Source organism: Mesorhizobium sp. M0184 (assembly GCF_040322215.1).
Taxonomy (GTDB): Bacteria; Pseudomonadota; Alphaproteobacteria; order Rhizobiales; family Rhizobiaceae; genus Mesorhizobium.
In genome coordinates, this window is record NZ_JAMYSZ010000012.1 from 99,691 (window position 1) to 112,004 (window position 12,314).

Genomic DNA, 12,314 nt, shown 5'->3' on the forward strand with positions numbered 1-12,314 from the left:
GGCAAGGAGTTCAGCCATGGCCGGTTACGACTACGATCTTTTCGTCATCGGCGGCGGCTCCGGCGGGGTGAGGGCGGCGCGCGTCGCGGCCGCACTCGGCAAGCGTGTCGGCATTGCCGAGGAATACCGCTATGGCGGCACATGCGTGATCCGTGGCTGCGTGCCGAAGAAGCTCTATGTCTACGCCTCGCAATTCCCCGAGCATTTCGCCGACGCCGCCGGTTATGGCTGGACGGTGCCTGAGGCGCGTTTCGACTGGCAGACGCTGGTCGCCAACAAGGACCGCGAAATCAGCCGGCTGGAGGCCATCTACAAGAAGAACGTGCAGGGCGCCGGCGGCGAGGTCTTTCATTCGCGCGCCACCCTGCTCGATCGGCATGTGGTGCATCTTCTCGGTGAGGATCGCACCGTTACCGCCGACCAGATCCTGATCGCTACCGGCGGGCGACCGGCGCCGCATCCGGCATTGCCCGGCCATGAGCACTGCATCTTTTCCAACGAGGCCTTCGACCTCAAGGAACTGCCGAAGGCAATCATGATCGAGGGCGGCGGCTATATCGCCGTCGAATTCGCCAACATCTTTCACGGTCTCGGAGTCGACACGACGCTGGTCTACCGCGGCAAGGAGATCCTCAGCCGTTTCGACATGGACCTCAGACGCATGCTGCACGACACGATGGAAAAGAAAGGGATAAAAATCCTCTGCCACGCCGTGTCCGAGTGGGTCAGGAAGCGGCCTGACGGCCGGCTCGACGCGCTTGTCACCGGCGGCACGGTGCTGACGGTCGACCAGGTCATGCTCGCCATCGGCCGCATTCCCAATACCGAGAACATGGGCCTGGAAGGCGTCGGCATCGAGATGACCAAAACCGGGGCAATCCACGTCGACGAATACTCCCGCACGAACATCGACAACATCTGGGCAATCGGTGACGTCACCCATCGCGTGCAATTGACGCCGGTGGCAATCCACGAGGCGATGTGCTTCGTCGAGACCGCCTTCAAGGACAAGCCGACGGCGCCCGACCATGACACGATCGCTACCGCAGTCTTTTCGCAGCCCGAGATCGGTGCGGTCGGCCTGTCGGAGGATGAGGCGGCAAAGCGCTTTTCGGATGTTGAAATCTACCGCGCCACCTTCCGGCCGATGCGGCACACACTGTCCGGCCGCGACGAAAAGATGCTGATGAAGCTGGTCGTCGACGGCGCCTCGAAAAAGGTCCTCGGCGCCCACATCCTCGGGCCGGATGCCGGCGAAATGGCGCAGCTTCTCGGCATACCGCTGAAGGCCGGCCTGACCAAGGATGATTTCGATCGCACCATGGCGGTGCATCCGACCGCCGCGGAAGAACTCGTCACCATGTACAAGCCGACTTACCGGGTGAGAGATGGTGAGCGCGTCTGACGCGACGACAACCCATCGCGGCAACGAAATTGCCGCGATGGAAGTGCGTGAGTTTTCTTACAGCAACGTTCCGCGCAGGATCACCAGCGCCACAGAAAAATAGATCACCAGCCCGGTGACGTCGACCAGCGTGGCGACGAACGGGGCCGATGCGCTGGCCGGGTCGAAGCCCATGCGCTTCAGGGCGAACGGCAGCATCGATCCAGACAGCGAGCCGAAGGTGACGATGCCAACCAGCGTGGCGCCGATCGTCATTGCGATCAGCGGCCAGTGCGGGCCGTAGTCGTAGAAGCCGAGATACTGCCAGAGCGCGATGCGGCAGACGCCGACCACGCCAAGAATCGAGCCAAGCACCAGGCCGGTGGGCAGCTCGCGCAATGCCACCCGCCACCAGTCGCCAAGGCCGATCTCGCGCAGCGCCAGCGCCCGGATGACGAGCGAGGTCGCCTGCGAGCCGGAATTGCCGCCGGAGCTCATGATCAATGGAATAAATAGCGTCAGCACGATCGCCTTTTCCAGCTCGCCCTCGTAACTTTGCATCGCGTTGGCGGTCAGCATCTCGCTGATAAACAGCGCGCACAGCCAGCCGGCGCGTTTCTGGATCATCGCCAGAAAGCCCATCTTCATATAGGGCTCGTCGAGAGCCTCCATGCCGCCGAAACGATGCACATCCTCCGTCGTTTCCTCGATCATCGTGTCGATAATATCGTCGATGGTAACGATGCCGAGCAGTTTGCCGTTGTCCACGACCGGAACGGCGAGCAGATCATATTTCGAGATCAGCTGAGCAACCTTTTCACTATCGGTCAGCGGTGAAACGGTGATAGGCGCACGATCCGGCGCGATTGCCATGATCAGCTCGTCGGGCCCGCCAGCGATCAGTCGACGCAGGCTGGTCGAGCGCAACAGGACATGCGTTTGCGGATCGACGATGTAGATCGCGTAGACGGTTTCGCGCGTCCGCTCCACCTTGCGGATATAATCCAGCGTGCGGGCCACGCTCCAGTCCGGCGGCACGCTGACATATTCGGTCGTCATGAGCGAGGCGGCGCTGCCCTCGGGATAGCCGAGAATGGCAAGCAGCGTCGCGCGCAGCGGTGGCGCCAGGCCACCAAGCAGTTCGGAACGAGCCGGCTCGTTCAGATCGCGCAGTGTGTCGGCGGCGCGGTCGACCGACATGGCGGCAAGCAGTCTGCCTGCCTTGATGCGGGGCAGCGCCTCGACCAGTTCGGATGCGCCGTCGAGTTCAGGCTGGTCGAAGATCTCGACCAGCCGCCCGAACGGCACTTCGCAAAGCAGCTCCGATGCCGTCTCGCGGGGCTCCTGATTCAAGGCCTCGACGATGTCGGCGACGTGTTCGTTGGCAAGTACGCGAGCGATGGCAATGGCATCGCCGCCCGCGACAGGGGAAAACTCGTTCATGGCTCACTCCTTGCCGTCCGGCAGGACGTGAGCCTGTCAGGTCACGTCAAGCGGACGGCGGTTGCGTTCGACTGTGACTGTCGCCAGGCATGGCGCGGTGACCTTTCTGCTCGCGGGTTCGAGTTGAGATTCTGCAAGCCGGCGCAACATAGGAGCGCGCCTTGCCGAGTCAATCGCGAGAGCGGGTGAAAACGGCGGCAAACCGACTGGATCGCGAGACTGTGATCGGGCTACGTGGCAGGCTGGCTGGACGCCGGCAATGGTGCCGCAGCTATCTCTGCTTCAGCCGGCGGGGAAAGCGCAGCCACTTGTCCTCGGCCGGCCGCGTCGGCTGCGTGAGGATGGTGGTGAGCTCTACCGGCAAGCTCGGAACCAGCGGCTTCTTGGTGGCGACGCCGTCGGCAATCGCAACCACGCTGTGGTAGAATTCGGTGCCCGCGAGCGATCTCGGCGGCGTCGCCTCATGCATGATCGAGATCACAGTTGCATCAGGGCAATTGTCCTTGATCGCCTGGTGGAAGGCGATCCGTCCATCGGGGTCGAGCGCGCCGGTGGCTTCGTCGAGGAACAGCAATCCCGGCTGCTGCAGCACGATGCGGGCGACGACGAGCTTCTGTTTCTGCCCACCTGAAAGAACCTGATCCCAGATCTTTCCTTCACGGCTCTCATCGGCCAGATGCTCGATGAAATCGCCGAGGCCGGCCTTGTGCAGGGCGGATGCGACCTGCAGGTCGGCGTAATCATGCTCGGAACCGGGCAGGCAGACCAGTTGCTTCAACGAGACCTGCTGCAGCTTCACCTCCTGGGCGGCGTAGAAACTCCTGACCCCTTCCGGGAAGACGATGGTACCGCGGCCATAAGGCCACAGCCCGTTGATCGCCTTGATCAGCGAGGTCTTGCCGCAGCCGGATTCGCCCTTGAGGAAAGTCCACTCGCCACGCCGGAAGCGCAAATTTGCAGCACTCAGGAAGGGCGTTGCGTCCTCGCCCTGATGCGCCAGTTCGAGCTTCTGGATGGTCAGGCCGAAAACCGGGTTTTGGCGGTCGTAGCGAAAATCGGAGCGGCCGGTCTGCTGATAAAATTCCTGCGGGTGCTGGACGTTTTCGATCGCCTGCGCCAATTCAATGACGCGCAAGCTGTTGGCGCGCAACGTGGCAAGACTTGGCATGACATGGATGAACCACGAACATTTGCTGATCAGCGCGTTGACCTGTTCGGAACCTGTTATGTAACCCTTGAGGTCGAGGCCGTTATGGATGAACGGCACAAGGCCAGGCCCGAAGGCGACAATTTTGGCACCGACAAAGTTATAGACCGATTCGAATCCCGAATAGATGGTGTTGACGATGTTGAACTTCGACCAAGTCCTATCGATGTCGAGATAGAGCCGGCTATGTATCGTCTTCTGCACGACTTCGCCTTGCGAGGCCGCCACATGAAAGCTGCGGCGCAATAACGTGATCAGTTCGCCCCGATAGCTGCCTTCAGCCTTCTGCATCCTGATGTTGAGCCACTCCAGCATTCCGCCGATTTTGACTGCGATCCAGGTGTTGAACGGCACGTAGAGAGCGACCGCCAGCAGAGCAAGCACGACACTCCCGTAGCTGCCGAGGAACTCGAGTCCTTTTACCTCCACAGAATTTGCCAACAAAGCTCCACCGACAAAGTAGAGCGAGGTAAAGACACTGAATACGCCCATGGCAAGCCCAATAGCGCCGCCTGTCATGTCCTTGATCGATTCCTGCACGCGCTGGTCGATGTTGTCGGGCGCTGCCGTGCCGGACGAGCCATGCTGGGCGTGGTAGTGTGAATGGTTGGGGTCGAGTAGCGCCGCATTGAAGCGGCTATCTAGCCAGCCGCGCCATTTGCGATGCAATGTCGCCGATACAAACTTGCATGTACTGGTAATGCCCATGTCCTTGAGCACGACCAGCAGCACGAGCAGGCCGGCATTGGTCAGCAACGTTTTGAGCGGCGTGGTATTCGCGGCGTCGTGAAAAAAAGCGATTGAGGTATATAGTTCAGCCGCCGCCACGGTAAACCAGACGTCGGCTTTGCTGGAGAGCCCTGTCAGCAAGCCTATTACCAAGGTGAGCGTCCAGGCTTCGACCCACTTGTCCGAGAACCAGTAGGCCCGCATCAGTCCCCAGAAGCTGCGCATCGACGATACGGGCGTCAGGGGCGACTGCCTTGCGGCACCGCGGAGCCATTTTTCCGATATTGAATGTCGCGTTGGTCTATCGACCCGAATCACTATCCCGCCCAAACGATTTTTCTTTTGTTACGGACAGTAACACCAATTGATCATTTTCCATTAGCTTTTCACCAGTCGCAGGTGGCTTAGCTCGCCGGCCGTTGCAGTGGAGCAACAGAATGAATGATCACGGCGCTATGTCGTCATGCTTCGAGAGGCGGAATACCAACGCAATTTCAAATAGTTACTTGCCTGCGCCGGAGCAAGTAGAGACCTTCCCCTGGGGAAGGTCTTCACACAGCTTTGTGAACATAGAAGCGCCGTCCAGCGGTCGATCTTCACAGCCTGAATCGCCTTCACGGCCAGTCCGGCCTCGTCGGCGGCCAGAACGTGACCGTATGATTCGTGGTTGAAGCCGCCTTGTCAGGACCCGTAGTCGGCCAAGCAATGACTTTGCCGACACAGTCCAGGATGAAGATCAATATCAATTAGCCCGTGCCTTTTTAAGAGCGCGCACAAACCGCGTTTGACAAACATGCGCTTCGGATTGAACCTGCCGGACGCATCCAGGTTTGAACCGGGGGGAAGTTCGCCATGCTTGCACGGACATTTTTTGTCGCGACGCTCGCAACATTTTTCTGGCTGCCGCAAACATATGCCGGCAGCCAGACCGTTCCCGCAAACGCCGAGGGACAGATCGAGTTCAACACGCCGTCCGGCAATATTGGCTGCATCTACACGCCGAACGGCGGCACCAGCACCTACGAGCCACAGGATGGCGGACCGGAACTGAGCTGTTCGCGCGTCGAGCCCAGCTACGTCACCGTCATCCTCGGCCCGAAAGGTCCGGCGACGCTGATCAAGAATCCGGGCGAGCAAGGCTGCTGCGGCGGCGTCACCAGGCTGGCGTACGGCGCCAGCTGGAGTAAGGGCCCGTTTTCCTGCCAGTCATCCACCAAGGGATTGACCTGCACCGGCAAGCATGGCCATGGCTTTTTCATCAGCAAGGCCAAGGTGACGGTGAAGTAGTCCGACTCAGTTCGCTGTTTCCAGTTCGCCGCGTGCCTTGGCCGCGGCGACCTGGCGGAGTGCATCGGCGAGCGTATCGGCGTCCTGGGCGCCCATCACCGCATATTTGCCTTCAAGCAGAAAGCACGGCACACCCGATATGCCCATGCGCGAAGCTGTGGCGATTTCGCTGCGCACCGCCTCGACATCGGCGTCGGTCGGCAGAAGCGTTTCGACCACGGACGCATCCATGCCGGCCTCGCGGGCGGCTTCGATCAGCACGGCATGATCGCCGAGATTGGCGCCTTCCTCGAAATTCAGCTGGAACAGCCGGCGCACCAGCCGGTTCTGAATGGCCTCGCCGGCCGTCCCGGCCCAGCGAATGAGACGGTGCGCATCCAGCGTATTGGGCGCGACCTTGATAGCGTCGAAGGCGAAGGAAATGCCTTCAGCCTCGCCCAGCGGCTCGATCCGGGCATGGATTTCGCGGATGCGTTGCTCGCTGCCGAATTTCGCCACCATATAGTCACGGCGGTTCTTGCCTTCGGGCGGGATTGTTGGGTCGAGTTGGAAGGGCCGCCAGCGTATGTGAACGTCGATATCGACGGCGGCAATCGCCTTGTCGAGCCGTTTCTGGCCGATAAAGCACCAGGGGCACACGACGTCGGAGACCACATCGACGGTAATCGAGTTCTCGTCGTTCATCTTGATCTCCTGTTGTGAAGAGGTCACTTCGGTTTGCGCCACCAGGTCGGCAACTGATAACCGTATATGGGCGTCTTTTGCGGATGTTCCAGATAGTTCCAATAAGCGAGCCATTGCTGGTTGTTGTGCTGCGTCGGCACCATGTAGTTGCCGGAGATCAGCAGCCGGTCGAGAACGCGGACGGCAGCGACGGAGTCCTCCTTCGAACGAGCTCTCAGCATCGCCTCGATCGCCGCATCCACCGCCGGATCGGCGACGCCGGCGAGGTTGAACGATCCTTCGGCCTTGGCGGCAGCGGATCCCCAGCGCCCGGTTTGCTCGATACCGGGCGACAGCGAGTTGTTGAAACCGGTCGAGCCGACCAGCACCTCGAAATCGAAACGCTGCTTGCGCGACTGGATCTGATCACCGTCGAGGCTGCGGATGCCGACATCGATGCCGAGCTTCTCAAGGGTGCGCTGATAGATAGCGGCAAGTCGCTCTTCGTCCTGCGAGGCGGTCAGGATCTCGAAACCGAACGGCTTTCCCTCGGGATCGAGCATCGCGCCGTCCTGCACCGTATAGCCCGCGCTCTTCAGCAGCTCGAATGCCGCCTTCAGCACCTTGCGGTCCTGGCCGGAGCCGTCGGTAACGGGCGGCCTGTAGGTGCCGTCCATGACATCTGCGGGCACGCGGCCGGGGTAGGGGGCCAGCAGGGCCTTTTCCTTTTCGCTGGCCGGGTGGCCGAGCGCGGACAGTTCGGAATTCTGCCAAAAGCTCATCGTGCGCGTGTATTTGCCGCCGAACAGATTCTTGTTGGCCCATTCGAAATCGTAGAGCATGCCGAGCGCGCGCCGCACGACCGGATTGGAAAATTTCGGCAGCCGCGTGTTGAACAGGAAACCGTTGACCACCGGCGGAATGCCGGTATCGAAAGTTTCGGCGATGACCTCGCCCCTGTGGAAGGCCGGAAAATCGAGATCGCGCTCGCGTTTGACCGGGTCGCTGTCGTCGTCGATGGCGCAGATGCCTTTCTTGAACGCTTCCTGCTTGGCGTTGGCGTTGAGGAAATATTCGATGGTGATCTGGTCGTAATTGTCGAAGCCGCGCTTGGACGGCACGTCCTTGCCCCAATAGTCCGGATTGCGCTTGAACACGATGCGCTGACCGGGCACGACTTGCGCCACCGTGTAAGGCCCGCTGCCGATCACCGGCTTTAGCGTCGTCCTGTCGAAGGTGTCCTTGTTGAAGGCGTGTTTCGGGATGATCGGCGTCAGCGCAATGATCAAAGGAAATTCGCGGTCGGCCTTGTCGTTGAAGGTGAAGCGCACACTGCGGTCGCCGGTCTTTTCGAGCTTGGCAATCGCTTTCATTCGCTGGCTGTAAGGTGGGCGGCCCTTCTCGGTGAAGACGTCATAGGTAAACAACACGTCTTCCGGCGTCACCGGCTCGCCGTCCGACCATTTGGCGTTGGGATCGAGGTGGAATTCGATGCTCTTGCGCTCGGGATCCATGTCGGCGGTATCGGCGAGCAGGCCGTAGAGACTGAAGGCCTCGTCGTAGTTGCGCTGCATCAACGGCTCGAAGACAAGATTGCCAAAGGCTTGATCCATCATTCCGCGCGCGGTGGTGCGCAGGCTTCTCAGGATGAACGGATTGAGATTGTCGAAGCTGCCGACGACGCAATAGGTAATGCTGCCGCCTTTCGGCGCGTCGGGATTGACGTAATTGAAATGATCATAGTCGGCCGGCAGCGCCGGCTCGCCCTGCATGGCAAGTGCGTGGACCGGTTCCGACAGGGCCGGCTGCAGGGAAAGGCTGACAAACAAGATTGCGGCGATCAGCCAAACGACAACGCGGCCCATGACCGTCTCCTTCCCGATTCGATGCGCAGCATACATGAGCCGGTCGTGCACCGGCCAACCCGTTGAGCCTATCCCTCGGCCAAGATTCGCGAGACCCGGGCTGGATTCGGCACCGCTTGCAGTGTAACACGCCGTCCGAAGTCATTCTGTTGCCTCATTTCGGCAACAGGTAGCTGGACCACACGGCATGAAAAAAGCCGGTTCCGGGATCATTTGAGAGGAATGCACGACATGACGAGCCTGAACAGCAACGCGTACCGCCTGTCGGTCATGGCCGCTGGCGTGGTCGGCATTCTGGGCGCCGGGATTCCCGCTGCTTCCGCGCAGCAGCAACAGCAGATTCCGCAAGGCTGGTTCAAGGCCTGCACCAAGCAGGAAGACGTCGACATCTGCAATGTCCAGAACATCACCACCGCCGGCAACGGCCAGCTCATCACTGGCGTCAGCCTGATCGAATTGAAGGGCAAGGTGAACCGCAAGGTGTTCCAGGTGACGGTTCCGACCGGCCGTCTCGTTCCTCCCGGCATCGGCCTCCAGATCGACGGCGGCAAGGCGCAGAAGCTCGACTATGTGATCTGTTTTCCGGATCGCTGCGTGGCGGAAGTGCCGCTGACCGATCAGCTCGTCGCGTCCTTCAAGAAAGGTTCGAACCTGACGCTGACCTCGGTCAATTTCCAGAACCAGCCGAACCCGATCAAGATCGCGCTGACCGGCTTCAGCGGCGCCTTCGACGGCCCGCCGCTGCAGCAGTCGGACATCGAGGACCGACAGAAGAAGCTCCAGGAGTTCGTCGCCAAGAACAATCAGGATTTTGCCAAGAAGCTCAAGGAAGAGCAGGAAAAGGCGAAGGCCGCCAACTAATCGACGGGTTTCGAACAAAACAAAAAGCGGGGTTCATACCCCGCTTTTTTATTGAATCGGCTGATTGTCGGGTCCAGACTTGTCTCAAGCCAGTCCCAGCCCAGCCAGATTCCGACTAAGTCAATGTCTCAATTGGTGCTTCGGCTCGTAGCGCCCGTCCGGCTTCTTGTCGAACATTTCACCAATCTGCGGATGCCGGACCGGTTCGCCCGACCGGTCCTCGAGTAAATTCTGCTCGGACACATAGGCGATGTATTCCGTTTCGGAATTCTCGGCGAGCAGATGATAGAAAGGCTGGTCCTTGCGCGGCCGCACGTCAGCGGGGATCGCCTCGTACCATTCGTCAGTATTGGCGAATTGGGGATCGACGTCGAAAATGACGCCGCGGAACGGAAACAGCCGGTGCCGAACCACCTGTCCGATCGAGAATTTGGCTGTCTTCATCGCACTCACCACTTGAACTTCTTGAACGCCACGCATCCTGGAACACGCAAGGAACGCTCCAGGACTTTAGATTCTTACGCACCGGTCCGGCAAAGACTGGCCCAGACCTTAAGGTCGACATCGTCATTATTTGGCGCAGACGCCGCGTCAATTCAATCCCGATCCCCTTGATGCCGGGTTGAGCATCGCGAGATGCGGATCAAGGGCGGTGGCCAAGATCGCTATCGCTCAGCCGGTTTTCGCAATCCGCCAAAAAACGCCGCAAAACCGCTGCCGGGTCGAAGACCCTCGCGCATGAAAAACGCCCGCAACGGCGCAAACCCCTCAAGCGCGCCCAGGCCAGCGCTGCGCGCCAGCTGGGCCGGCAGCATGTCGGAAAGCAACGACATGTTCAGCAGGTTGACCGCGCTGCTGCGCGCCAGAATGTCCGGCCGCCGCTTGAAATCATAGGCTGCAAGCGCCTTGGCGGCGCCCGGGTCCGAGCGGTTTCTGCTTGCGGCACCAATCAGGTCGTCGATGTCCCTGATGCCGAGATTGAGGCCTTGCGCGCCGATTGGGGGAAACACGTGGGCGGCTTCGCCGACTAGGGCTACGCGGCGCTGCGCAAACCGCCACGGGCTCACCGCTGAAAGTGGGTAGATCTGCCGGCCGGGCTCAACCGACACGCGGCCCAAGATCGATTGCATTCGCTGTTCGACCCGCGTCGAAAGCTGGGCGTCGTCGAGTGCTGCAAGGTCCTTGGCGATATCAGGTTCGAGCACCCAGACAAGGCTGGACCGGTTGCCGGGCAGGGGAACCTGTGTGAACGGACCGGTCTCGGTGTGGAATTCGGTCGAGGTGAAGGCATGGTCGCTGCGGTGACCGAAATTGAGCACCAACGCCGCCTGCGGATAGGATCGGATCGAGGTGCGGATGCCGGCTGCCTCGCGGGCCGGCGACTGACGGCCATCGGCGGCAACTGCCAACGATGCCTCAACCTCGCTGCCGTCGGCGAGAACGGCATGGGCATGGTCGGCATCGAGGCGCCATGCCTCCACCATCGACTTTCGCCATTCGATGCCCGAATGCGCGACAGCCTCGGCTAGCGTGCGGTTGAGAACGCTGTTGGGCAAGTTCAGCCCGAATTGCTCTTCGCTGATCTCGCTGGCGCGAAAGGTCACTGTCGGGCTGCGGATCAGCCGTTTGGTTGCGTCAACGATACGCATCACCTTGAGCGGCGCTGCGTGCGGCCTGATTCCGTCGAAGATCCCTAGCCGTTCGAACATCTTCAGGGCAGGGTTCATCAAGGCTGTCGTCCGGCCGTCGGGGCCGGCTGCATCGGGTCCGACGAGCGTCACGGGAAAGCCCGCCTCGGCAAAGCCAAGCGCCGCGATCAGCCCCGCAGGGCCGCTGCCGGCGACCAGTATCCGTGCTGTTTCCCGATGGTTCAAATTCGGCTTCCGGATTGCGAGGTGAGGCCCGTCCGACCTGCTGGTCCATATAGGTCAGGTGATGCGGCTTGATCAACGCGGCGATTCGGCCCATTCGGTTGCCATGACCGGCCAACAAGACGATTTCAGCCACCTCGACGGCACCGGCCGCGCGATGGCGAGCGTTGCGCGCAGCCCTCGACTGACCGTGAGCGTTGTTGCCGGCATGGGCATCGCCCTTGCCTGGCTCCTTCTCGGCGCAATGGCAGTTCGGGGGGCGGTGAGCCGGCTCCCGGGCGCCGATGCACCCGGCGACACGATGCTGGGGAACCTGCCGCAACTGCCGCTGCCGGATTTCCTTGCGCGTTTCTTCGCCCTTTGCCTTGCGCCAGCGCCGCTTCGCGCAAGCGTAGGCGCGCAAGGCGGTGCACTCACCGCGATGTGGCTGTTGATGGCCATCGCGACCATGCTGCCCTCCGCGGCGCCGATGATCCGCACCTATTGCGAGATCGCAGATACCGCCAGGATCAAGGGGGAACCCGTTGCCCATCCGTTGATCCTTGTCGCTGGATATTTGAGCGTCTGGCTTGCCGCCTCGGCAATATTCGCTGCCCTGACGCTCGCAGTCCATGCATTCGTGTCATCCGGGCAGATGCTCGATCCGCTGCTTGGAATTGCCGGAGCAGCCGCGCTGTCGATCGCTGGCCTCTATCAGTTCAGCTGGCTGAAGAAAGCCTGTCTGGAGAAGTGCAGAAATCCGTTCTCGGTCCTGTTCGCCAACTGGAGCGCCAGGCCCATTCGCATTTTCCGGCTCGGTATGGAGCAGGGCCTGTGGTGCCTTGGATGCTGCTGGGCGCTGATGCTGGTAATGTTTGCCGTCGGTGTGATGAACGTGTTCTGGATGGCGCTGATCGGCTTGTTCAGCCTGGTCGAAAAACAGACGGCAGGCAATCTGCCGACGCGGCTGGGCGGTGCGATACTGCTTGTCTGGGCAGCCGCGCTACTAGTAGTCTCGGCATAAG

At 60.9% G+C, this 12,314-nt stretch carries 10 protein-coding genes; 4 read left to right on the plus strand and 6 right to left on the minus strand.

What is annotated here, in order from left to right:
- Positions 1–16 precede the first annotated feature (16 nt).
- Positions 17–1,405, plus strand: a complete 1,389-nt coding sequence (gene gor / locus NKJ23_RS16920) for a glutathione-disulfide reductase (RefSeq protein WP_352681237.1) — start codon at positions 17–19, stop codon at positions 1,403–1,405.
- Positions 1,406–1,462: 57 nt separating this feature from the next.
- Here gor and mgtE read toward each other — a convergent pair whose 3' ends face one another.
- Together mgtE and NKJ23_RS16930 are read right to left on the minus strand one after the other, a co-directional pair.
- A complete protein-coding gene (mgtE, locus tag NKJ23_RS16925) occupies positions 1,463–2,827 on the minus strand; it encodes a magnesium transporter (RefSeq protein ID WP_352681239.1) in 1,365 nt (454 codons plus the stop codon).
- Positions 2,828–3,098: 271 nt separating this feature from the next.
- Positions 3,099–4,988: an ABC transporter ATP-binding protein/permease gene (locus NKJ23_RS16930; protein ID WP_352456759.1), complete on the minus strand. Its 1,890-nt coding sequence runs from the start codon at positions 4,986–4,988 to the stop codon at positions 3,099–3,101.
- 627 nt (positions 4,989–5,615) lie between these two features.
- On the opposite strand from NKJ23_RS16930, the gene NKJ23_RS16935 reads away from it, so the two are divergent.
- Entirely contained in the window at positions 5,616–6,050 is a 435-nt protein-coding gene (locus NKJ23_RS16935; RefSeq protein WP_023675039.1) for a hypothetical protein, read from the plus strand.
- A gap of 6 nt (positions 6,051–6,056) precedes the next feature.
- Here the strand turns inward: NKJ23_RS16935 and NKJ23_RS16940 are convergent, their stop codons facing one another.
- On the minus strand, positions 6,057–6,734 hold the full coding sequence (locus NKJ23_RS16940; RefSeq protein ID WP_352681241.1) for a DsbA family oxidoreductase: 678 nt from the start codon (positions 6,732–6,734) through the stop codon (positions 6,057–6,059).
- 23 nt (positions 6,735–6,757) lie between these two features.
- Entirely contained in the window at positions 6,758–8,578 is a 1,821-nt protein-coding gene (locus tag NKJ23_RS16945; protein WP_352681243.1) for an extracellular solute-binding protein, read from the minus strand.
- Between the two features lie 231 nt (positions 8,579–8,809).
- On the opposite strand from NKJ23_RS16945, the gene NKJ23_RS16950 reads away from it, so the two are divergent.
- Positions 8,810–9,439 carry an invasion associated locus B family protein gene (locus NKJ23_RS16950; protein WP_023675042.1) on the plus strand — a complete coding sequence of 210 codons (630 nt, stop codon included), beginning with the start codon at positions 8,810–8,812 and terminating at the stop codon, positions 9,437–9,439.
- A gap of 120 nt (positions 9,440–9,559) precedes the next feature.
- Here the strand turns inward: NKJ23_RS16950 and hspQ are convergent, their stop codons facing one another.
- Entirely contained in the window at positions 9,560–9,883 is a 324-nt protein-coding gene (hspQ, locus tag NKJ23_RS16955; protein ID WP_023675043.1) for a heat shock protein HspQ, read from the minus strand.
- 221 nt (positions 9,884–10,104) lie between these two features.
- Complete coding sequence (locus tag NKJ23_RS16960) at positions 10,105–11,313, minus strand: UbiH/UbiF family hydroxylase (RefSeq protein ID WP_352681245.1); 1,209 nt, start codon at positions 11,311–11,313, stop codon at positions 10,105–10,107.
- Between the two features lie 103 nt (positions 11,314–11,416).
- On the opposite strand from NKJ23_RS16960, the gene NKJ23_RS16965 reads away from it, so the two are divergent.
- The gene (locus NKJ23_RS16965; protein ID WP_352681247.1) at positions 11,417–12,313 is read left to right on the plus strand and encodes a DUF2182 domain-containing protein; all 897 of its coding nucleotides are present in this window, start codon (positions 11,417–11,419) and stop codon (positions 12,311–12,313) included.
- The last annotated feature ends 1 nt before the right edge of the window (position 12,314 follow it).